The sequence below is a fragment of the Mycoplana sp. BE70 genome, from assembly GCF_031455855.1.
Lineage (GTDB): Bacteria > Pseudomonadota > Alphaproteobacteria > Rhizobiales > Rhizobiaceae > Mycoplana.
On the sequence record NZ_JAVDTM010000002.1, the window covers coordinates 148405 to 169236 of the forward strand.

General features: G+C 62.8%; 20 protein-coding genes and 1 riboswitch. Of the genes, 8 read left to right on the forward strand and 12 right to left on the reverse strand.

Annotated elements, in window-relative coordinates:
• Window positions 1-4 precede the first annotated feature (4 nt).
• Window positions 5-385 carry a succinate dehydrogenase, hydrophobic membrane anchor protein gene (gene sdhD, locus J2Y48_RS04080; RefSeq protein WP_310413122.1) on the reverse strand — a complete coding sequence of 127 codons (381 nt, stop codon included), beginning with the start codon at window positions 383-385 and terminating at the stop codon, window positions 5-7.
• 9 nt (window positions 386-394) lie between these two features.
• The gene (sdhC, locus tag J2Y48_RS04085; protein ID WP_310413125.1) at window positions 395-787 is read right to left on the reverse strand and encodes a succinate dehydrogenase, cytochrome b556 subunit; all 393 of its coding nucleotides are present in this window, start codon (window positions 785-787) and stop codon (window positions 395-397) included.
• Window positions 788-1096: 309 nt separating this feature from the next.
• Between sdhC and J2Y48_RS04090 the strand changes: the two genes are divergently transcribed.
• Window positions 1097-1747 (forward strand): hypothetical protein, encoded by a 651-nt coding sequence (locus tag J2Y48_RS04090; RefSeq protein ID WP_310413128.1) that lies wholly within the window; start codon window positions 1097-1099, stop codon window positions 1745-1747.
• An 81-nt stretch (window positions 1748-1828) separates the two neighbouring features.
• Here the strand turns inward: J2Y48_RS04090 and J2Y48_RS04095 are convergent, their stop codons facing one another.
• Window positions 1829-3655 carry an ABC-F family ATP-binding cassette domain-containing protein gene (locus tag J2Y48_RS04095; RefSeq protein WP_310413131.1) on the reverse strand — a complete coding sequence of 609 codons (1827 nt, stop codon included), beginning with the start codon at window positions 3653-3655 and terminating at the stop codon, window positions 1829-1831.
• Window positions 3656-3657: 2 nt separating this feature from the next.
• Window positions 3658-4317 carry a thiamine diphosphokinase gene (locus tag J2Y48_RS04100; protein WP_310413134.1) on the reverse strand — a complete coding sequence of 220 codons (660 nt, stop codon included), beginning with the start codon at window positions 4315-4317 and terminating at the stop codon, window positions 3658-3660.
• Window positions 4318-4422: 105 nt separating this feature from the next.
• Window positions 4423-4537, forward strand: a riboswitch (TPP riboswitch).
• Between the two features lie 39 nt (window positions 4538-4576).
• Here J2Y48_RS04100 and thiB point away from each other — a divergent pair.
• The 6 genes from thiB (at window position 4577) to J2Y48_RS04130 (ending at window position 12577) form a co-directional block, all read left to right on the forward strand.
• Window positions 4577-5587, forward strand: a complete 1011-nt coding sequence (gene thiB, locus J2Y48_RS04105; RefSeq protein WP_405030153.1) for a thiamine ABC transporter substrate binding subunit — start codon at window positions 4577-4579, stop codon at window positions 5585-5587.
• 84 nt (window positions 5588-5671) lie between these two features.
• Window positions 5672-7282 (forward strand): thiamine/thiamine pyrophosphate ABC transporter permease, encoded by a 1611-nt coding sequence (thiP, locus tag J2Y48_RS04110; RefSeq protein ID WP_310413137.1) that lies wholly within the window; start codon window positions 5672-5674, stop codon window positions 7280-7282.
• Window positions 7275-8018 carry an ATP-binding cassette domain-containing protein gene (locus J2Y48_RS04115; protein WP_310413140.1) on the forward strand — a complete coding sequence of 248 codons (744 nt, stop codon included), beginning with the start codon at window positions 7275-7277 and terminating at the stop codon, window positions 8016-8018. The genes thiP and J2Y48_RS04115 overlap by 8 nt, the downstream gene beginning before the upstream one ends.
• 285 nt (window positions 8019-8303) lie before the next feature.
• Complete coding sequence (locus J2Y48_RS04120) at window positions 8304-9809, forward strand: M48 family metalloprotease (protein WP_310413142.1); 1506 nt, start codon at window positions 8304-8306, stop codon at window positions 9807-9809.
• Window positions 9810-9958: 149 nt separating this feature from the next.
• Window positions 9959-12034, forward strand: coding sequence for a mechanosensitive ion channel family protein (locus J2Y48_RS04125; RefSeq protein WP_310413145.1), 2076 nt, complete (start codon window positions 9959-9961; stop codon window positions 12032-12034).
• Between the two features lie 69 nt (window positions 12035-12103).
• The gene (locus J2Y48_RS04130) at window positions 12104-12577 is read left to right on the forward strand and encodes a DUF2721 domain-containing protein (protein WP_310413148.1); all 474 of its coding nucleotides are present in this window, start codon (window positions 12104-12106) and stop codon (window positions 12575-12577) included.
• A 75-nt stretch (window positions 12578-12652) separates the two neighbouring features.
• On the opposite strand, the gene J2Y48_RS04135 is transcribed toward J2Y48_RS04130, so the two are convergent.
• Window positions 12653-13522, reverse strand: coding sequence for an RNA polymerase factor sigma-32 (locus tag J2Y48_RS04135; RefSeq protein ID WP_310414289.1), 870 nt, complete (start codon window positions 13520-13522; stop codon window positions 12653-12655).
• Between the two features lie 259 nt (window positions 13523-13781).
• Here J2Y48_RS04135 and J2Y48_RS04140 point away from each other — a divergent pair, with 259 nt between their 5' ends.
• Window positions 13782-13967, forward strand: coding sequence for a hypothetical protein (locus J2Y48_RS04140; protein ID WP_310413151.1), 186 nt, complete (start codon window positions 13782-13784; stop codon window positions 13965-13967).
• Window positions 13968-13991: 24 nt separating this feature from the next.
• Here J2Y48_RS04140 and J2Y48_RS04145 read toward each other — a convergent pair whose 3' ends face one another.
• From J2Y48_RS04145 to J2Y48_RS04175, 7 genes are all read right to left on the reverse strand, one after another.
• The gene (locus J2Y48_RS04145; RefSeq protein ID WP_310413155.1) at window positions 13992-14561 is read right to left on the reverse strand and encodes a CarD family transcriptional regulator; all 570 of its coding nucleotides are present in this window, start codon (window positions 14559-14561) and stop codon (window positions 13992-13994) included.
• A 376-nt stretch (window positions 14562-14937) separates the two neighbouring features.
• Entirely contained in the window at window positions 14938-15276 is a 339-nt protein-coding gene (fdxA, locus tag J2Y48_RS04150) for a ferredoxin FdxA (RefSeq protein WP_310413159.1), read from the reverse strand.
• A gap of 226 nt (window positions 15277-15502) precedes the next feature.
• Window positions 15503-15922: an RNA-binding S4 domain-containing protein gene (locus J2Y48_RS04155; RefSeq protein ID WP_310413164.1), complete on the reverse strand. Its 420-nt coding sequence runs from the start codon at window positions 15920-15922 to the stop codon at window positions 15503-15505.
• A gap of 4 nt (window positions 15923-15926) precedes the next feature.
• Window positions 15927-19025 carry a helicase-related protein gene (locus tag J2Y48_RS04160; protein WP_310414291.1) on the reverse strand — a complete coding sequence of 1033 codons (3099 nt, stop codon included), beginning with the start codon at window positions 19023-19025 and terminating at the stop codon, window positions 15927-15929.
• A gap of 414 nt (window positions 19026-19439) precedes the next feature.
• Window positions 19440-20087 carry a methyltransferase gene (locus tag J2Y48_RS04165; protein WP_310413168.1) on the reverse strand — a complete coding sequence of 216 codons (648 nt, stop codon included), beginning with the start codon at window positions 20085-20087 and terminating at the stop codon, window positions 19440-19442.
• Window positions 20088-20094: 7 nt separating this feature from the next.
• Complete coding sequence (locus tag J2Y48_RS04170; RefSeq protein ID WP_310413171.1) at window positions 20095-20526, reverse strand: EVE domain-containing protein; 432 nt, start codon at window positions 20524-20526, stop codon at window positions 20095-20097.
• Window positions 20527-20531: 5 nt separating this feature from the next.
• Window positions 20532-20825, reverse strand: a complete 294-nt coding sequence (locus tag J2Y48_RS04175; protein ID WP_310413174.1) for a YciI-like protein — start codon at window positions 20823-20825, stop codon at window positions 20532-20534.
• Window positions 20826-20832: the final 7 nt, after the last annotated feature.

Genomic DNA, 20832 nt, shown 5'->3' on the forward strand with positions numbered 1-20832 from the left:
TGAATTATCCCGCGAAAGCGATCTTCAGGACGGCAAAGAGACAGAGCCCGCCGACCAGCGCCGCAAAGAAGGTGTTGAGCATGAGCAGCAGGACCTTCGGGCCCTCTGCATGGACATAGTCCTCGATGATGACCTGCATGCCGAGCTTCATGTGGTACAGGCCGGAGATGACGACGAGGCCCATCAGCACCGCGACGATCGGATGCGACAGCGCCGCACGGACCTCCGCATAGGGCGCGCCGGCGTAGCAGACGATAAAGCCGACGAAGAACAGGAGCAGCGGCAGGTTGGCGACCGCGGTCATACGCTGGCGCCAGAAGTGATCGGTGCCATCCTTGGCCGAACCGAGGCCGCGAACGCGACCGAGAGGTGTACGCATATCCATGTCAGTTCCTCAGCGCACCAGATAACCGATGATCCAGGTCAATACCGTCAGGGCGACGGAGACGACCGGCATGGCCTTTGCAACCTTGGTGGAGAAATGCTTCTCGTAGCCGCGCCCCGTGTCCCAGACCAGGTGACGGATGCCACCGAGCATGTGATGGAACAGCGCCCAGGTGTAGCCGAACAGAATCAGCCTGCCAATCCAGGTACCGAAGAACCAGCTGACCCAGTTGAAATAGCTTTCGCCCATCGCGGCGGCGATCAGCCACCACGCAACGAGAACCGTGCCGACATAGAGCGCACCACCGGTGATGCGGTGCATGATCGACATGACCATCGTCGGGATCGGCTTATAGATTTGAAGATGCGGCGAGAGCGGCCGGCTTTTTGTGACATTCGTCATCAGAACCCTCACGGAACCCCGGAGAATTGCCCCGATAACTGGACTATTATACTCCGGAATTGCACTTAGTTTGTGCGCAATGCAGTGAGAGCGACGTTTAATCGCCGGAATGCGGAACGACAAGTGTCATTGCACTGCAAAATCAATTTAATCGATTAAGACAAAAGTATGGCATTGAGGGTCCTCCAAGCCCGTTAACCATTGTTAACGATTATTACCTAGTCATTAACCAAACCCGTGACTTTCCAGCAGAAATAGGCAAAGCTGGTTGAGTGGACCTGTTTCCGCGTAACCTGGAGGCAAAACAGAATGAGTCTGTTTTCAAGAGCCTGCATGATTGCAGTCGCGCTCGCCGTCGCCGTCCCCTGCGTCATTGCGATGCCGGCGGCGGCACGGGACGGCCATGACGGCCGCGGCCACAACGGCTTTTCCAATGGCAGCGTCTCAGGCGGAAACACGTCTCGGGTGTGGCGGCGTAATCACCAAGCCCGCAACGACGACAACCGCCATCACCGGAACAGGGATCGCAATGTGCTCGGCCGGGATATTGTCGGCGGCAACCTGTTCCGGGACAATCGCCGGAGACACGATGGGCGCTTCGGCAACGACTGGCGCTTCGGCCGGGACTGGCAGATCGCCCGCCCGGATTGGGTGGGGCAACCGGACCTGCTGCGCAATCGCGTTCGCCCCTATTACGCTGGGCCATACCGTCCTTATTACGCCGGCCAGTATGACGATCGCGAGCGGTTCAACAACAACTTCTACGGCGGTTCAATCTCCGCCTATGACGATCCGGGCAACGGGATGTACTTCTACATGGATGGCTACGGCGACGGCATGGGCGATCAGGGCGGCTTCTCGGTCCGTTCCGCCAACAACGCCAAGGTCATCGTCGTGTCGCCGGAAACGGAGACCTCGAGCTGCAGCTTTGAAGCCGGCGTCTGCGTCATTCGCCCCTGACGGCTTGCGCCCGGCTTCCTGTTTCCTGGCGCGCATTGTGACAACCACTGCGGCTCACAGCCGGCCGGGGGAGCCGAGAGGTCATGACCCCTCCAGTTCCTCCCGGAGCATTTCCAGTTCGAGCCACTCTTCTTCCATTCGAGTCAGGTCCGCACGCAGCTTTTCCATCTCGGCAGCAAGGCGGTTGAAACCCGCAGGGTCCTTCGAGAACAGCGCCGGATCGGCCATCTTCTCCTCGCGCCGGGCGATTTCGGCCGCCACCTTGTCCATTTCCTTCGGCAGGTTCTCCAGCGCAAACTTCTGCTTGTAGGATAGCTTCGCCCTGCCCTTGTCCCCGGCCTTTTCAGCGGACGCATTGTCGCTCTTCGCCTTCTCGGCCTTTTCCGCCTTGCGACGCTCCTCGATTGCGCCGCGGCGCTGGGCCATCATGTCGGAGTAACCGCCGGCATATTCGATCCAGCGCCCATCCGGCGCCTCCGGATCGGCCGGTGCGATCGTTGACGTGACCGTACGGTCGAGGAAGTCGCGGTCGTGGCTGACAAGGATGACGGTGCCGGAGAAGCCGGCGACGATCTCCTGCAGGAGGTCCAGCGTTTCGATGTCGAGATCGTTGGTGGGCTCGTCGAGGATCAACAGGTTGGTCGGGCGCGACAGGATCCGCGCCAGCATCAGCCGGGCTCTCTCGCCGCCGGAAAGGTTGCGGATCGGCGTGCGGGCCTGCTCCGGCTGGAACAGGAATTCCTTCATGTAGCCGGTCACGTGGCGCTGCTCGCCGTTGACGATCAGGCTCTCGCCGCGGCCATCCGTCAGATAATGCGCCAGCGTGTCGTCCAGGTTCAGTTCCTCGCGGCGCTGGTCGAGGGTGGCGATCTCGAGATTGGTGCCGAGCTTGACGGTGCCGCTATCGGGTGCGAGCTGACCGGTCAGGATTTTCAGCAGCGTCGTCTTGCCGGCACCGTTCGGCCCGACAAGGCCGATGCAATCGCCGCGATGGACGCGGATCGAAAAGGGCGCGACGATCGTCCGTTCACCATAGGCCTTGGTGACCTTGTCGGCCTCGATCACCAGCTTTCCGGATTCCTGCGCATCCGACGCCGTCGCCTGGACGGTGCCCTGCGGTCCCTTGTGGCCGCGGTGGCGGGCACGCATGTCCTGCAACTCGCCGAGCCGGCGCATGTTGCGCTTTCGCCGTGCCGTCACGCCGTAGCGCAACCAGTGCTCCTCGCGCTCGATCGCCTTGCCGAGCTTGTGCTGCTCCAGTTCCTCAGCCTCCAGCACCTGATCCCGCCACGCCTCGAAATGGCCGAAGCCACGGTCGAGGCGGCGTGACGTGCCGCGGTCGAGCCAGACCGTGGCATTGGAGACTTTTTCCAGGAAGCGCCGGTCGTGCGAAATGACGACGAGCGCTGACCGGCTCTTTGTCAGTTCATCTTCCAGCCATTCGATCGTCGGCAGGTCGAGGTGGTTGGTCGGCTCGTCGAGGAGCAAGATGTCCGGTTCCGGCGCAAGCACGCGTGCCAGTGCAGCACGGCGCGCTTCGCCGCCTGAAAGCGTCTTCGGGTCCTCCTCACCAGTCAGGCCCAAATGCGACAGCAGATAGGTGACACGATAGTGATCGTCGCCGGGGCCGAGACCGGCTTCAGCGTAGGCCGCAACCGTTGCGAACCCTTCGAAATCCGGCGCCTGTTCCAGATAGCGGATGGTTGCGGACGGGTGGCGGAAGACCTCGCCGGACTGCGGCTCGACGATGCCGGCGGCGATTTTCAAAAGCGTCGACTTGCCCGAGCCGTTGCGGCCGACAAGGCAGATGCGATCGCCCGGCTCCACCTGCAGGTTCGCACCGGCCAGCAGCGGCGTTCCGCCGAAGCTCAGGAGCATGTCGTCAAGTTTCAGAATGGGCGGTGCCAAAATCAGGCTCCTGAAAGATCGTAGGGTCGGGCGAGCAACACGGCCAGCCCGGCATCAAGGGTTAAGGTGACGGCGCCGAGCGCCACGTTGGAGACCGTGCGCGACGAGCCGAACGGCAGGTCGAACGCGTTCAATGGGTAGCGCACGTTCTCGATCGAAAGGCCCGACAGAGCAGTCAGGCCGAGGATCGAGAAGAGGCTGTTCTCCGGCAATTCGATCGTCGTGCGGCCCGGAGGCAGCGGCCAGGCTTCCTCCAACCCGGAGCTCAGCATGATGTCGCAGCCGTCCGCCTTCAGCGCTGCCGCATGGAGCAAGTGCATGAGGGCGTGATCGCTGCGCTCGCCGCCGAGCCCCCCCGCGAGGATCAGTCTTTGCGCCCCGCGTGCAAGCGCAGCCGAGACGGCAATCTCGCCATCGGTCGCGTTCTTGGCAGTCGGATAGGGCTCGCGCGGAACATGGCTCCAGGCTGCAAGTTCCTGCGGCGTGGTGGAATCGAAATCGCCGACCCAGGCTTCGGGGGTGATGCCAAGCGTCGTCGCATGGCGCATGCCGCCGTCGGCGGCGATGAAACGGGCACCGTCAATGGCCGCCTTGAACCGGGGGGTCGGTTCAAGGGTTCCTCCGAGAAGGAGGACAAACAGTTGATCGGCGGCGTTCGTCATGGGCACACCGTCTAGCGCATGTTCAGCGGGAATGGAAACGCCTTTGCAGAAGAAGCTGCAGCGTCCAGCCGCTTGCATAAGCGGCGCCACCGGACTAAAGCTCTTCCTGCTCTAACGGGGTGCCGCACGGTTATGAGATGACCAGCGGCTGAGAGGCATTTGCCAACCCGCGGAACCTGATCCGGTTTGTACCGGCGGAGGGATTAGACGGCACATTCAGCGCCCTATTCCCGTTTATTTGGAACTAAAGGAGGCGCCGATGCGCATAGGACTTCTTCCATCTTTCATGCTACTTGCTGCAACGTCTTTCGTTTCTCCCGCGCTTGCGGCGGACAAGACGCTCACCATCTACACCTACGAGAGCTTCGTCACCGAATGGGGGCCCGGCGCAAAGGTCGCAGCCGAGTTTGAGAAGACCTGCGACTGCAAGGTCGAATGGGTCGGCGTTGCCGACGGCGTCGAACTGCTGACTCGGCTGAAGCTGGAGGGCGAAGGCACCAAGGCGGATCTCGTTCTCGGCCTTGATACGAACCTCGTGGCTGAAGCCAAGGCGACGGGGCTGTTTGTGCCCCACCAGCTTTCTCCCGAAGGCTTGACCGTGCCGGGCAATTTCGTCGACGACACCTTTCTGCCTTACGACTACGGCCACTTCGCCGTGGTCTATGACACCGAGACGCTGAAGAACCCGCCGAAGAGCCTGAAGGAACTGATCGAGGGCGATCCGAAGGAAAAGATCGTGATCGAGGATCCCCGCACCTCGACGCCGGGCCTCGGCCTGTTGCTCTGGGTCAAGGCCGTCTATGGCGACAAGGCGGGCGAGGCGTGGACGAAGTTGAAGGATCGCATCCTGACCGTCACCCCCGGCTGGTCCGAGGCCTATGGGCTCTTTACCAAGGGCGAAGCGCCGATGGTCCTGTCCTACACCACCTCGCCGGCCTACCACATGGTGGCGGAGAACTCCGAGCGCTACCAGGCGGCCCCCTTTGCCGAAGGCCACTACGTGCAGATCGAGGTCGCCGGCATGACGAAGGCGGCCAGCGATCCGGACCTCGCCCGCAAGTTCCTCAGCTTCATGACCGGCCCGGATTTCCAGTCCATCATTCCCGAGACCAACTGGATGATGCCAGTCGGCGCGACCCGCGAGCCGCTTCCGGACGCCTTCGGCAAACTGGTGAAGCCCGAGCACACCTTCCTTTTCCCCGCCGACGAGGTTGCCGCGAACCGCAAGGCCTGGATCGACGAATGGCTGTCGGCGATGAGCGCCAAATGAGGGCCTGACCTCTGCCGAAAGACCGTTCACGCGGACGAGTGGCATCGCCCGCGTGAACGGCCAACATGTTGCTTGGGTCACTGCATGTACACGAACAGCGAAAGAGCAGCGATTACAGCAGCCGGGGGCGCCGCCCTCGGCTTCATCCTGTTGTTTGCCGGCATTTCGACTGCCGTGCTGCTGCTCAGCGCCGAAGGCGACACGTACGGCACGCTGTTCGACAGCTATCTCGTCCGTATCGCCAGGTTCACGCTGCTCCAGGCTGGCCTGTCGACCGTGCTGTCGGTGGCCCTTGCCATTCCGGTAGCGAGCGCACTGGCACGCCAACGGTCCTTTATCGGCCGGATCTGGATCGTCCGGCTTTCCGCCCTCCCCCTTGGCTTGCCCGCATTGGTCGCCGTTCTCGGCATCATCGAGGTCTGGGGGCGGAAGGGTGTCGTCAACAAAATGTTGAGCGCGCTCGGACTCGACAATCCCGTCAGCATCTATGGTCTGGCGGGCATCCTCGTCGCGCATGTCTTCTTCAACCTGCCGCTCGCAGCGCGCCTGCTGCTAGCCGGGCTCGAGCGCATCCCCGCCGAATACTGGCTGACCTCGGCTAATCTCGGCATGCGCCCGGCCGCCGTATTCCGCCTGATCGAATGGCCGGTGATCCGCGGACTGCTGCCAGGAATCGCCGGTCTCATCCTCATGCTTTGCGCAACGAGCTTCACGATCGTCCTGACGCTCGGCGGCGGGCCGGCCGCGACGACGATCGAAGTGGCGATCTACCAGGCCCTGCGCTTCGAATTCGACCCGCCGCGCGCCGTCATGCTGTCCGCCATGCAGATCATCGTTACCGGGACGCTGCTGGCACTGATGCGGATGCTCGGAACGCCCGCAGATGACGCGCCGACGACCGGCCGCGCCGTCCGTCGGTTCGACAGCCGCCGGGGAAGGTTTGCCGACGGCATCGTGATTGCGGTCTTTGCCGTGTTCACGGTGGCGCCGCTCCTGGCCGTGGCCGCCTCCGGCCTGTCCGCCGATCTGGGTCGGCTGGCAACTGATCCGCTCCTGCACCAGGCGCTGCTCACCAGCCTGGCCATTTCGGTTGTCTCGGCTGCGCTTTCGCTCACAATCGCGGTTCCCACCGTCGCAGTTCCACAACTCGGCGAGGTCGGGATCAAAGGCACGCGCCACCTGGCCGCCGGATTGCAAGCCGCAAGCTCGCTGATTCTGCTCGTCCCCCCCGTCGTGGTTGCCACCGGCTGGTTCCTGCTGCTGCGCCACGTTGGTGCAACCGGACGCTTTGCACCCTATGTGGTTGTCGTCGTCAACGCCCTGATGGCCTTGCCCTTCGTGGTCCGTGTCCTGGGACCGGCCTACCGGACGCATCTGGTGCGAACCGGACGGCTGTCAGTCAGCCTCGGTGTCACCGGCTGGCATCGAATGAGATGGGTCGATCTGCCGGCGCTGAAGCGGCCGCTGATGACCGCCTTTGCCTTCGCCATGGCTCTGTCGCTCGGCGATCTGAGCGCCGTCGCGATCTTCGGCGCCGATGGTTTTGTCACCTTGCCCTGGCTGCTGTTCAGCCGGATGGGAAGCTATCGGACGGAGGACGCGGCGGGGATTGCCTTGCTTCTCGGCGTGCTCTGCCTGCTGCTGACGCTGCCCTCCACCGCAGCGGAGAAGAACAAAAGGGAAGAGAATGCGTGAACCCTCCCAGCAGGGCGCGGAGGCCCCTCCGGCGATCCGGCTCGAGTTTGCCACCGTGCAGTTCGAGCAAAAGCGCCTCGTCTTTGATTGCACCATCCCCAAGGGAGCAAGCGTCGCCGTCACCGGACCATCCGGCGCCGGCAAGTCGACGCTGTTCAACGTCATCGCCGGCTTCCAGCCGATCAGCTCCGGTACCGTTGCGATCTTTGGAAAGAACATGGCTGGACGTGAGCCGGCAGCGCGGCCAGTCTCCATCGTGTTCCAGGAGAACAATCTCTTCGTCCATCTGACGGTGGCGCAGAATGTCGGCCTGGGCATCGACCCATCGCTTCGCCTGGGGCCGGCCGAGCGGGAGAAGGTCGATACGGCCCTCGCCCGCGTCGGACTGGCCGGCTATGGGCATCGCATGCCGGCGCAGCTCTCGGGTGGAGAGCGGCAGCGGGTGGCCCTTGCCCGTGCGCTTGTTAGGAACCGTCCGGTCCTGCTCCTCGATGAGCCCTTTGCGGCGCTTGACCCGGCCATGCGCGCCGAAATGGCAGTGCTCCTGTCGGAACTTCGCATCGAAACGGGAAGCACGCTGCTGTTCATCAGCCATCAGGTCGAAGATCTGCCACGTCTCGCCGATCGGGCCATGTTCATCGACGACGGAGCGATCGCGTTGATGGCGCCGCTCGAGGGCTTTCTTGCGCACCGGAAGCTGCCGGCTTTGGCCGCCTTCCTTGGTTCTGATGGATAATGCCTCTCAGCCCGAGGATTGCCATACTTTGGACGCTACGCTGTGTCACCGGAGCCACATTGAAAACCGATTCTGGAATCGGGAGTTGTCGGCAAGGGGCGGTGCGTCTATCTCTCGGCGAAGGGTCCTAACGGGACCTGCGGGTGTCGGCACGATACTTCGGAAAGCCGTAACAACAATCCGAACAAGCGCGGGTCGTTCGTCTTCGAATCGGATACGGTCCGGATGTCGAGGCCCGGGTGATTTCCGAACAGGTCGTTAGGTTGCAAAAGGGACATGGGGCGAATGCTGGGCAAGAGTCGGCATCCGGGATTGGGCAGAGGACGCGGAGCCGCCGTTGCGCGTTCCGTGCTTGCCGTCGCGGTCGCGGGCCTTGTCGTATCGTGCCAGGCTTTCGATCAGACCTATGAGCCGACCGTCGCGCCCTCGTCCAGTCCACAGATCGTCGACGAAGTTCAGAAGAACGATCCACGCGCGGCCATGGGCGCGCGCGAGCATCCGCGCATCGTTGCCAGCTATGGCGGAGAGTACAAGGACGCCAAGACCGAGCGTCTCGTCGCCCGCATCGCCGGAGCGCTGACGGCGGTCTCGGAGAATCCGAGCCAGTCTTATCGGATCACCATCCTCAACTCGCCGGCAATCAATGCGTTTGCGTTGCCGGGCGGCTATCTCTATGTCACGCGCGGCCTTTTGGCGCTCGCCAACGACGCCTCGGAAGTGGCGGCCGTTCTGTCGCACGAGATGGCCCACGTGACGGCAAACCACGGCATCGAGCGGCAGAAGAAGGAAGAGGCGGAAGTCATCGCCAGCCGCGTCGTCGCCGAAGTGCTGTCGAGCAATCTTGCGGGCAAGCAGGCGCTCGCCCGCGGCAAGCTGCGGCTTGCCGCCTTCTCGCGCAATCAGGAACTGCAAGCGGACGTGATCGGCGTGCGCATGCTCGCCGAGGCAGGTTACGAGCCCTATGCGGCAGCGCGTTTCCTCGATTCCATGGCCGCCTACGGCCAATACACGTCGGTCGATCCGGAAGCCGACCAGAGCCTGGACTTCCTGTCCAGTCACCCGAACGCACCGCAGCGGGTCGAACTTGCCCGCCGCCATGCCCGTGCCTTCGGCGCGCAAGGAACGGTTGGCGACCGCGGTCGTGACTACTACCTCGCCGGCATCGACGGTCTGCTCTATGGCGACAGCCCCGAAGAAGGTTACGTGCGCGGACAAACGTTCCTGCACGGCACGCTCGGCATCCGCTACGATGTGCCCGCCGGCTTCCAGATCGACAACAAGGCGGATGCCGTCCTTGCGACCGGCCCGGGCGACATCGCGATCCGCTTCGACGGCGTCGCTGACAACCAGCGCCAAAGCCTCGTCAACTACATCTCCAGCGGCTGGGTCACCGGCCTGAAGACGGAAACGATCCGTCCGACCACCGTCAACGGCTTGGAAGCAGCAACGGCACGGGCGGCCGCTGACCGCTGGGAATTCGACGTCACCGTCGTGCGGATCGGCAATCGGATCTACCGCTTCCTGACGGCCGTTCCGCAAGGTTCGACTGCCCTCGAACCGACCGCAAACGTCCTGAAAAGCTCATTCCGGCGGCTGACGCCGCAGGAGGTCGCATCGCTGAAGCCACTGAGGGTCCGCGTGGTCACCGCGCGGCAGGGGGACACCGTCGCCTCGCTCGCCGGCCAAATGATGGGGACCGATCGCAAGCTCGGTCTTTTCCGCCTGATCAACGCCTTGGACTCGACCAGCACGATCAAGCCGGGCGATAAACTCAAGATCATCACCGAATAGCAGGCCTGCGACGGAGTTGTTCGGGCGTGGCTGGCCACGATTGCGCCATCTTTCGGCGCATCCGCGTAAGTGCTAGTTATATACTGGCATTCGAATTCAACGACAGACTGAAATGACATTCTGGGTTCCGCAAACACGTGTGGGGTACGATGTCCAGGTTTTTTGCTTTCCTGTCCTTTAGCCTTTTCTGTCTTTTACTCGGCCTGACCGCTGCTCCATTCGCCATGGCCCAGACGGCGCCGGCAAGCCCCGCCCAAGCGGGTCAGGCGGCCCCGCCGCCGGAAAAAGTCACCGAACTTCTGAAGCTGCTGGACGATCCGGACATTCGAAAATGGATCCAGAGTCGCTCTTCCACGGCGGCCACTTCGAGCGAAGTTTCCAAGGAAGCAACGCTGGAGGTCGAAGACATCGAGGCCAAGGCTCGCAGCCGGTTTAAGGCATTGGGGGCGGCAATCCCGAAGGTTCCGTCCGAGATTGCCGCGGCTGCCAGTCGGGTGCGGCAGCAGGCAAGTGAAAGCGGCTTTGCGCCGGCATTCATCCTCCTGCTTGGCATCGTCGCTGTCGGCGCTGGTGCCGAATGGCTGTTCCGCAAGAGGGTGCAGAAGGCGAAATTCGAAAGCGCGATCTTGACCCACGCCTATGCCGAGTTCGGCCCCCTGCTCGTGTTTACGGCCGTTGCCGCGCTGATGTTCTTGGCACTGGAGTGGCCGCCACTCGTTCGCGTCGTGATCCTGTACGCCCTGCTGGCGATGATCGGCTATCGAATTGCGCTCGCATTGTGCCGGCTGTCGATGGATGTCGGCGGCACCTCGCAGTTTCACTACACCCGCCTGCGGATCTTCGGAGCCATTCTGGCATTTGCCATCGCCATCTGGGCGATGTGCCGGCCCCTCGGCGTCGATCCCGATGTTCGCACCATCATCACCTACGCCTTTTCGATCGTCCTTCTGGCCGTGTGCATCGAAACGGTCTGGCATCGACCGCTCGACCGCAGCGGCAATCCGCCGACCCGTGCAACCAACATCCTTGCTAGCCTCTACCTGGTGGGCCTCTGGATGCTTTGGTGCGTGAATTTCCCGGGCCTGTTCTGGCTCGGCATATACGCGCTCGCCCTTCCAAAAGTCCTTGCGGCGACCGATCGGTTGACGAGGGCATTCGCGTTGACACACTGGAACGAGGAGAACAGCGACACGCCGCGCATGGTCCTGCTCGTCAGAGGGATTCGCGCAATCGTCATTCTGATCGCAGTCGGCTGGATCGCCCTCCTCTGGAACTACAACCCCAACGTCATTGCAAAGGAGAGTCCGCTCCTCCAGACGATCATCACCGGCCTGTTCAAGAGTGTCATTATCCTCCTGCTCGCCGATCTCGCCTGGCAACTGGCCAAGACGGCGATTGACCGCAAGCTGACGCCTGGCGAGGACGAAGCTGCCTTGACACCGGACGAGCAGGCGCGAAGAGCACGCATGCGGACGCTCCTGCCGATTTTTCGCAATGGGCTTGCTGTCGTGGTTCTGTGCGTCGCGGTCATGACGATCCTTGCGGAAATGGGCGTTCAGATCGGCCCACTGATCGCCGGTGCCGGCATTTTCGGCGTCGCGATCGGCTTCGGCTCCCAGACGCTGGTGAAGGATATTGTCAGCGGCATCTTCTATCTGATGGACGATGCCTTCCGCGTCGGCGAGTGGATCGAGAGCGGCAGCTACAATGGCGTCGTCGAATCCTTCAGCCTGCGTTCGATCCGACTTCGTCATCACCGCGGCGCGGTGTTCACCGTCCCCTTCGGCTCGCTCGGTGCGATCCGCAACGGCAGCCGCGACTGGACCGTCGACAAGTTCCGAGTCAGGGTGCCGTTCAAGACCGACATGACCAAGGTCGCCAAGATCGCAAAGGATATCGGCAAGCAACTGCTGGAGGATCCGGAACTCGGGCCGCACATCATCAAGACGCTGAAGCTGAAGGGCGTGGAGCAGATCGGCGAGTTCGGCATCGAGATCAGCTTCGGCTTCACCGCGCGGCCAACCGGCGAGCAGACGGCGATCAGGCGGCGCGCCTACACCATGATTACCCAGGCGTTCGCCGAAAACGATATCTCATTCGCCCAGCCGACGTTCCAGGTGGGCGGAGAAGGTGAAAAGGAGGGAGCCGCCGCGGCTGCGATGTACAAGCGGCAGGTGGATCTGGCCGCCGAACAGGCAGCGGCGGGAGGGGAGGCGAAAACCTGAGACCATGCGCCGTTGAGCGCCGAGCAGGATTTAGCAAGGTATCCGGCCGTTTAGGAAAGAGATTGCGGCGTGTATCAGTTTGAAATATCCGACGCCGCGACCATAGTGCAGACGGCCCTCACACCCGTTTTCCTGCTGACGGCCACCGCGGGCTGTCTGAATGTGTTTGCGACCCGCCTGGCTCGGGTCTCGGATCGCGTCAATTCGCTGTTTGAGTCGATCGAGGACCCGGACGACGAGCACCTCTTGCATCTGCTGTTCCTGCGCAAGCGGACCCTCGCACTGGAAGCCGCAGTCCTGCTGGCAACAGCGTCTGGCGTGAGCACGTGCTTGGCAACGCTCGGCTTCATGGTCGGCGCGATGCGGCAGGTTTACCGCGAGCAGATCTTGCTCTGGTTCTTCGGGCTGGCAGTTGCGACCTTGATCGGAGCCTTGCTCGCCTTCCTCTACGAGATGAGCCTTGCAGGCCGCAGCATGCTGCAGCAGATCGCATCGGATACGCTTGTACTCGAACGGCGGCGCGCCTCGAAAGAGAGGGATTAGCGCGATCGCCAGCGACGCCGGAAACGGCCGTGGGCTGCGCCGCGTCACTGGTATTAGCGCGGCGCATTTGACAATTCAGGTGCAGAGTTCCGCAAACGCCGGCGTCGCCTCGCAAAGTGCGGCCCGCAGCTTTTCGAGGGCTCGGTTCTCGAGCTGGCGCACTCGTTCCTTCGAAATCCCGAGATCGGCGCCCAATTCCTCCAGAGTGGAACTGCTGTCGGTCAGCCGTCTGGCGCGAATGATCTTCATTTCCCGCTCGTTGAGCCGTGTCAGCGCCCGACGCAACCATTCCCGCCGGCGCTCGCCGTCGATCATCTCCGTGACCTGCTCGTCCGGCAAGGGCGCCTCGCTGGCGAGCAGATCGATGTGGCTCGCCCCCGTCTCCCCCTCGCCAGCCACCGGCGCCTGCAAGGACACGTCCGCGGCGGCGAGCCGTGCGTCCATGGTGCGCACGTCCGCGGTGCTGACTTTCAACGCATTTGCGATCTGCAGATAGACACTCTCGGAGGTCAAATGCGTCTGGCCCCGGGCAATGCGGGCACGAAGGCGGCGCAAATTGAAGAACAGCGACTTCTGCGCCGAACTGGTGCCGCCGCGGACAATCGACCAATTGCGCAGCACATAATCCTGGATAGAGGCGCGGATCCACCAGGTGGCGTAGGTGGAGAAACGAACTTCACGTTCAGGCTCAAAGCGGGCAGCGGCCTCCAGCAATCCGATATAGCCTTCCTGCAGCAGATCGTTGAACGGCAGGCCAAAATTACGAAAGCGCGAGGCAAGCGCGATCACCAACCGCATGTGGGCCATGGCGATGCGGTTGCGTGCTTCCTGATCATGGTTGTTGCGCCAGGCAAATGCCAACGCCTGCTCTTCATGCCGCTCGAGATAGGGCGCGGACATGGCGATCTTGATCATGCGACGGTCTGCTGCGGTATCGGTAGCCATTGGCATCTCCCTGAGCCGGGATTGGAAAGGATCCATGGCCAACATCGCCATGGTATTCACCTGACAACGCATCTGCGAGCACTTCGGTTTCAGCCAGCTGATGATCCGGCTGCGAAGGCTAAAGCCTATGGATGGCGACCCTGCCAAACCGGCCGCCAATACGATCATGCTATACTTCTCATCGTCGGGGGGCGAGTGGCTATTTTTGGCATTGGTCAGGAAGCGGCGCCGGAACGCGCCCACCGCCATGGATAGCCAATTGGGTCTTGCCGCTGTTCTGCTTCAGATCGAGGTTGCCAGAGATTCCGCCGCCGAGCTCGGCACGACTATCTGCATCAACCTGCCGGTGTGGAGCGAGCGTGCAGAACCGAGCCTGCCATTGCATCGAATTCTGCACTGCAGGGGGCAAATGAAAAAACCCGGCTGGGAGAGCCAGCCGGGTTGAAAGTTCCGAAGGACAGAGGACGTATCAGGCGGCTTCGTCCTGTGCGTCGTCTTCCTCGATGACCTTTCCACGCTTCGGCCCCTTGTTGAGGTTGGCCTCCACGAGACGGACCGCTTCGGTCTCGGACATCTTGTTGACGGCAGCGATCTCGCGGGCCATCCGGTCGAGAGCGGCCTCGTACAGCTGGCGCTCGGAATAGGACTGCTCCGGCTGGTTTTCGGCGCGATAGAGATCGCGAACCACTTCGGCAATCGAGATCAGGTCGCCGGAATTGATCTTGGCATCGTATTCCTGCGCCCGCCGCGACCACATGGTGCGCTTGACGCGGGCCTTACCCTGGACAACCTTCAACGCGCGCTCGACGAAATCGGTTTCCGACAGCTTGCGCATGCCGATGGACACGGCCTTGGCGACCGGAACCTTCAGGCGCATCTTGTCTTTCTCGAAGTCGATGACAAAAAGCTCGAGCTTCATGCCGGCGACTTCCTGCTCCTCGATCGCGACGATCTGGCCGACACCATGGGCCGGATAGACGATCGATTCACCGGTCTTGAAGCCCTGGCGCGTGGAAGATTTCTTCTGCTGGGTCGTCATTCTATTCAAATACTCCCTGTTACGTCCCGGCGCAGGCCGGGGCCGGGTCAAGAGGCCCGGGAAAGACGGAGACACCGTCGGGGTGACACCATTCCTGGTCCGTCCAACAAGGCACAAACGGATGCGGCTGCGCGTTCACAAGAGAGCAACGTGACGTTGCTTATGGGAGGTGAGCGGCGCCGGGAGATCGTTTGCTCGTGGTGGTGCTTGGGCACACCAAGTGCCTCGCTTGGATCAGTATTGCGACCCTACCACAAAAAAGTGCCTAAATCAATAATTTGCTTCGCATGGGTCATCAAGCCTGCCCTATCCAACTTGCGGACGGACATGCTCGGTTTTCCCCAATTGTAACCACGCCGTTCAAGGCGCGGGCCGATCAGTCGCCCTGGCCGGGCTCGGCGGAGAAGTACTTCTCGTACTTTCCTTCTTCGCCGTCATAGGCCTTGGCATCCGGCATCGGTTCTTTCTTGACCGTGATGTTCGGCCAGACCTGCGCGAATTCGGCATTCACCTTCAGCCACTTGTCGAGCCCCGGCTCGGTGTCGGGCTTGATCGCCTCGGCCGGGCATTCGGGCTCGCAGACGCCGCAGTCGATGCATTCATCCGGATGGATCACCAGAAAGTTCTCGCCCTCGTAGAAACAGTCAACGGGGCAGACTTCCACGCAATCCGTATATTTGCAGCGAATGCAATTGTCGGTCACGACATACGTCATGATGAACTCCAGCGAATTTCCTCGTCGGCGGCCGAGCGGCCTGACACCGCCATATCAACCGGCGAAACGGACGCGATCCGGGCACCTGAGGATATCCGATGCCGCCCGTCTTCCGGCTTGGAGGTAAAGGCTTTGACCCCGGTTTGCAAGGAAAAACCATGCGCAAGATCGAGCGGACGAAGGACGAATTTTCTATGCACACCAACAATTTCGCTAGGATTAGGGATTAATCTTCCGCTTCATCGAAGCGACTGTGCAGCGCATCAGTTTCGCGACGCTCGCGTTTTGTCGGACGCCCTGCGCCGCGCTCGCGCGTCGCCTGCTCGAACAGGCTGCGCTCCGCCCTCGGCGGAGGCGGCGGTGTCAGATCCTCGTAGAGCGTACGGGCCTCCTCGAAAGGCCCGCGGCGGGTGCCCGGCAGGAGCACCTTCACCACAAGATCATGGCGCTCCAGCGACAGCACGACCGTGTCGCCGGGTTTCAGGTTGAAAGACGGCTGGCGTATCGACTGGCCGTTGACGGAGACATCGCCCTGCTCCACCGACTTCGCCGCGAGCGAGCGGGACTTGCGAAGCCGAGCGAAGAACAGCCATTTGTCGATGCGCTGGCGCACCGGATCCGGTGGCTGTTCCCGCTTGTCGGCCATGTCCCTACTTCTTCATCTGCTCCTTGAGCGCGGCGAGCTTGGCAAAGGGCGAATCCGGATCGACCGGCTTCTCCTTGCGCGGCGGGCGCGCCTCGAACTTGGCCGGCTTGCCGGAGCGGTCGTCGCGCTGCGGACGGTCGTTTCGGTCATTTCGATCCGGGCGGCCACCCTGCGGCTTTCCGTCGCGGCCCTTGGCAAACTCCGGACGACCGCCCTGCGGCCGGCCATCGCGTCGATCACCGTCACGCCGATCGCCTTCACGCCGTCCGCCGGCCTTCTGGCCGCGATCACCGCGCCGGTCACCCTGGCCGCGCTGGCCATGACGCTGGTTGTCGTTGCGGCCACCGGGCCGCCACAACAGTACCGGCCGTGCTTCCGCCGGAACCGCATCTTCCGTCGCCTCGGCAACGACACCTTCGCTGCCAGCCGCTTCCGCGGTCGGTTCGGTAGAGGCCGTTTCCGCGGGCGGCTCGGCAGAGGCCGCTTCGGCGGCTGGCTCTTCGCCTTCGCCGGCAGTCGCGGGCGCAGATTCGGCCGGCGGCTCCGCATCAGCATCGTCGTCAACCCCTGCCTCGACGGTGTCAGCAGCGACACCGGCAGCTTCCACCGTCTCGCCGGTCGCCGGGACAGCGGTCTTTGCGTCTTCCGCGGCCAGGAAAGCGGCGGCCTCCTCGGCCTTCACGCTGTCGGCGCGATAGCCAAGGCCCTTCAGGATTTCTTCCATGTCGTCGGGCGTTGCGCCGAGGATCGAGAGCATGGAGGTCGTCGCGGTGAACCGGCGGCCATCATAGGCGCCTTCCGGACGCGGCGTCGTGCCGGGCTTCCACTGAAGCAGCGGCCGGATGAGATCCGCCAGGCGCTCGAGGATGTCGATGCGCACCGCGCGCTTACCGAGGAACCGGAAGCCGGCGAGCTTGTAGAAGGTGCGCTCGAAGCTCTGATCGGCGACGACCGAGGTGCGGCCGGCGGCCAGCGCCGGGATCAGCTCGCCGTAGCCCGGCTTGTCGAGTCCGTCATTCTTCAGCGCCCAAAGCAGCGTGATGAGTTCCGCCGGGGCCGGCTTGAGCAGCGCCGGCATGAAGATGTGGTAGGCGCCAAAACGGATGCCGTGCTTGCGGATCGAGGCGCGCGCCTCCTGATCGAGCGACTTGACGTCATCGGCAACGTCGCGGCGGAACATCACGCCGAGGTTTTCGACGAGCTGGAACGCCAGACCCTTGGCAAGCCCCTGCAGATCTTCGGCGCGCGACAGATCGTCGAGCGGCTTCAGGACGGTGGCGATGTGGTGGTTGACGAAGCGCTCGATACGAGCGGCGACATGGTCACGCGCGCTGCCGGTCAATTGCTCGTCGGCGAGCAGGATGACGCGTGGCCGCATGACATGATCACTGGCCGCGAGGCGGGCGACGGGCTCGCCGAGCCAGCGCACCGTTCCGTCGGAGCCGACGGCGAGGTCACTGTTGCCGGCGGCATGAAGCCGGGCCGCACGCGCCTCGAACTCGAGCGCCAGCGCCTTCTGGGCTGCACCCTGCACGGCCTTCGCGTCCGGCCCCTCCGTGCCCGAAGCGAGCGTAAACCGGAATCCGGCCAACTGCCCTACATGATGTCCCTCGACGAAGACATCGCCATTTACACTGATTTCGGCTTCCAGCATCGCATTCTCTCTCAGGCGCTTCATGAGCACAGATGTCCTGCGATCAACAAAGCGTTTCGTCAACCTTTCATGTAACGCGTCGGACAATCGGTCCTCGATTTCCCGCGTCTTTTCCTGCCAGTGTGTCGGATCGGCCAGCCAATTCGGGCGATTCGACACATAGGTCCAAGTCCTTATCTGGGCAATTCGTGCCGAAAGCGTGTCAATCTCGCCATCGGTACGATCCGCTCGCCTCACCTGTTCGGCAAGAAAGTCCTCGTTCACCGTACCCCGCCGAACCAGATCGGCATAGAGGGTAGAGATGAGATCGGCGTGCTGCGCCGGCGTTATGCGCCGATAGTCCGGCAGTGCGCAGGCTTCCCAGAGCTTTTCCACCCGCTCGGCCGTCGTCGCCATGTCCCTGATATCAGGATAGCGCGACAGATGCTCGAGCGCCTGCTGGTCGACGGCCGGCAGGGCACGAACCAGGCCGGAAACCGAAGGCGGCGCATCGAGGCTCGCCTTTAGGCTCGCGAGCGAGGCGAAATCCTGCCTCTTGGAGCGCCACTGCAGGACCTTAACCGGCTCGAACGCATGCGCTTCGATTCGCTCTACGAGTTCCGGGTCGAAGGGATCGACCCTTCCGGTTACGCCGAAGGTCCCGTCCCGAACATGACGGCCGGCACGTCCGGCGACCTGTCCGATCTCGCCCGGATTGAGATTGCGGAACTGGTAGCCGTCGAATTTACGGTCCTGCGCGAATGCGACATGGTCGACGTCGAGATTGAGGCCCATGCCGATCGCATCGGTGGCCACGAGATACTCGACGTCGCCTTCCTGGTAGAGACCCACCTGGGCGTTGCGCGTACGTGGCGACAGCGCCCCTAGAACGACGGCAGCCCCCCCGCGCTGGCGGCGGATCAGCTCGGCGATGGCATAGACCTCGTCGGCGGAGAACGCGACGATCGCCGTCCGCTGCGGCAGGCGCGTGATCTTTTTCGATCCGGCGTAGAAGAGCTGTGACAGGCGCGGGCGCTCGACGACGGTAATGCCGGGGAGCAGATGCTCGAGGATCGGCTTCATGGTCGCCGCGCCCAGGAGCAAGGTCTCGTCACGGCCGCGCAGGTGCAGGATTCGGTCGGTGAAGATGTGGCCGCGCTCGAGGTCGCCGGCAAGCTGGACCTCGTCGATCGCCACGAACGACGCCCGCGTCTCGCGCGGCATGGCTTCGACCGTGCAGACCGAATAGCGCGCCATGTGCGGCGTGATCTTCTCTTCCCCGGTGATCAGCGCGACGTTGTGGTGGCCGACCTTTTCGACCATCCGCGTATAGACCTCCCGCGCCAGCAGCCTGAGCGGCAGGCCGATCACACCCGTCTCGTGCGCCACCATGCGTTCGATTGCGTAATGGGTCTTGCCGGTATTGGTCGGCCCGAGCACCGCGGTGACACCGCGGCCGCTCAATATCATCGGTGCAGCAGACAAGGCATGCCTCGGAAAGTATCGATCGTCCGGCGCCGGTTGCGGCCCGCGCGCCGGCAACACAAATGCCCATCGCAATGCGCAATAGCAAGAGTGCTGTGCAATCTGGCGGCGTTTCTCCCGGACTGAAATGGGTTGCAGGATCTCGCAAAGCCCGATCTATCAGCCCTTTGGCGGCCGAATCAGAACACCCTGCGAACGAATCGGAGACGAAACGAAGACTCCATTCGATTCAGGTTTTGTTCCCTACAAAATATTGACCTTCATGCGACTTCGTACACCAGATGCTGAATCTTCCTCGCTACCAGGCCGAGTCAACCGCGATGAAACGCAACCTGGCCCAAAAAGCCTGTAAAGCCCTTTTTCTGGCATGCGCCAAAGATTCTTCGTCGGATGCCGGATCTACGGCAGGAAGCGCCAAACCGTCGTCCGCTTCACTTCGCTATCCTCTAGTGCGCGGGTGACGGGGACCTCGTAGGTCGCGAGCGGCGCCATCCGCTCGCGAGGGCAATAGGATCGGCCAGGATCGCCTACGAGAACCGCAGCCCCCCGCGCGGCAAGCTGCGAGAACCACGGGATCAGCGCCTCCGCAAAGGTCTTGTCGTAGAAAACGTCGCCGGCCAGCACCACGTCCCAGCCGGTATCGTCCCCAACGACGTCGTCACTGCTATAGGCCACGTCGATGCCGTTGAGCGCGGCATTCAGCCGGATCGCCGTCCCGCTCCAGGGATCGATGTCGGCGGCCCGCACCTGCGCCGCGCCGGCTAGCTTGGCGGCAACCGCGACAAGGCCGGAGCCGCTGGCGAAATCGAGCACGTTACGGCCACGTACGATCTCGGGATGATCGAGCACGTAGCGGCTAAGTCCCTGGCCGCCTGCCCAGGCGAACGCCCAGAACGGCGGCGGCAGGCCGATGTCCTCCAGTTCCTCCTCCGTCTTCAGCCACAGATCGTGAGCTTCCGACGCCAGCCGGAGCCGGATCTCCGGCACGTGCGGCGGCGCAAGCACCGAAGTGTTGTCGAGGATGAAGCGTTCGGGATCGGTCTTCACGGCCGGATCAGCGCGGCGGGTTGTCGAGCCCACCCATGCGGCAGACCTCGATCCACTCGTCTTCGGTCACGGGCTGGACGGAAAGGCGCATCGAGGTGACGAGCGACATGTTTTCCAGCTTCGGGTTCGCCTTGACGTCCTTCAACGAAACCGGGCGAGGCATATCGCAAACGGCGCGGATGTCGACGCAATCCCAGCGCGGATCATCGCCGGCCGTCGAATCCGGGTGCGACAGCGCGCAGACTTCCGTGATGCCGACGATCTCCAGCCCCTCGTTGGAGTGGTAGAAGAAGCCCTTGTCACCGATCTTCATCGCCCGCATGTTGTTGCGCGCCAGATAGTTCCGCACCCCGTTCCACTCGGTGCCCTGCTCGCCCGCGTCCTTCTGCATGGCCCAGGACCACTTGAAGGGCTCGGACTTGTAAAGCCAGAAAGCCATGCCCCTTATGCCTCCGGATTGTTGAAGACCCAATTCCAGGCCTTCACCTCGACATTGGCGAACAGCCCGGCCTTGGCATAGGGATCCGCCTCGGCGAGCGCCCGTGCCGCTTCGATCGTCTCCGCCTTGACGACGACGAGGCTGCCCGTCGGCTTGCCGTCATCCCCGAGGAAGGGACCGGCAAAGGCCAGCTTGCCCTCTTCATTCAGCTTGTTGAGATAGGCCAAGTGCTCGGGACGGGTATCAAGCCGCACCTGCAGGGCGCCAAGCTTGTCCGTGCACAAAAAGGCGAAATGCATGTCGTCT

Bases quoted from the DNA above. Each gene is read 5' to 3' on its own strand.
- sdhD (WP_310413122.1), bottom strand. From the start codon at position 385: ATGGATATGCGTACACCTCTCGGTCGCGTTCGCGGCCTCGGTTCGGCC.
- sdhC (WP_310413125.1), bottom strand. From the start codon at position 787: ATGACGAATGTCACAAAAAGCCGGCCGCTCTCGCCGCATCTTCAAATC.
- J2Y48_RS04090 (WP_310413128.1), top strand. From the start codon at position 1,097: ATGAGTCTGTTTTCAAGAGCCTGCATGATTGCAGTCGCGCTCGCCGTC.
- J2Y48_RS04100 (WP_310413134.1), bottom strand. From the start codon at position 4,317: ATGACGAACGCCGCCGATCAACTGTTTGTCCTCCTTCTCGGAGGAACC.
- thiB (WP_405030153.1), top strand. From the start codon at position 4,577: ATGCGCATAGGACTTCTTCCATCTTTCATGCTACTTGCTGCAACGTCT.
- thiP (WP_310413137.1), top strand. From the start codon at position 5,672: ATGTACACGAACAGCGAAAGAGCAGCGATTACAGCAGCCGGGGGCGCC.
- J2Y48_RS04115 (WP_310413140.1), top strand. From the start codon at position 7,275: ATGCGTGAACCCTCCCAGCAGGGCGCGGAGGCCCCTCCGGCGATCCGG.
- J2Y48_RS04120 (WP_310413142.1), top strand. From the start codon at position 8,304: ATGCTGGGCAAGAGTCGGCATCCGGGATTGGGCAGAGGACGCGGAGCC.
- J2Y48_RS04125 (WP_310413145.1), top strand. From the start codon at position 9,959: ATGTCCAGGTTTTTTGCTTTCCTGTCCTTTAGCCTTTTCTGTCTTTTA.
- J2Y48_RS04135 (WP_310414289.1), bottom strand. From the start codon at position 13,522: ATGGCTACCGATACCGCAGCAGACCGTCGCATGATCAAGATCGCCATG.
- J2Y48_RS04145 (WP_310413155.1), bottom strand. From the start codon at position 14,561: ATGACGACCCAGCAGAAGAAATCTTCCACGCGCCAGGGCTTCAAGACC.
- fdxA (WP_310413159.1), bottom strand. From the start codon at position 15,276: ATGACGTATGTCGTGACCGACAATTGCATTCGCTGCAAATATACGGAT.
- J2Y48_RS04155 (WP_310413164.1), bottom strand. From the start codon at position 15,922: ATGGCCGACAAGCGGGAACAGCCACCGGATCCGGTGCGCCAGCGCATC.
- J2Y48_RS04160 (WP_310414291.1), bottom strand. From the start codon at position 19,025: ATGATATTGAGCGGCCGCGGTGTCACCGCGGTGCTCGGGCCGACCAAT.
- J2Y48_RS04170 (WP_310413171.1), bottom strand. From the start codon at position 20,526: ATGGCTTTCTGGCTTTACAAGTCCGAGCCCTTCAAGTGGTCCTGGGCC.
- J2Y48_RS04175 (WP_310413174.1), bottom strand. From the start codon at position 20,825: ATGCATTTCGCCTTTTTGTGCACGGACAAGCTTGGCGCCCTGCAGGTG.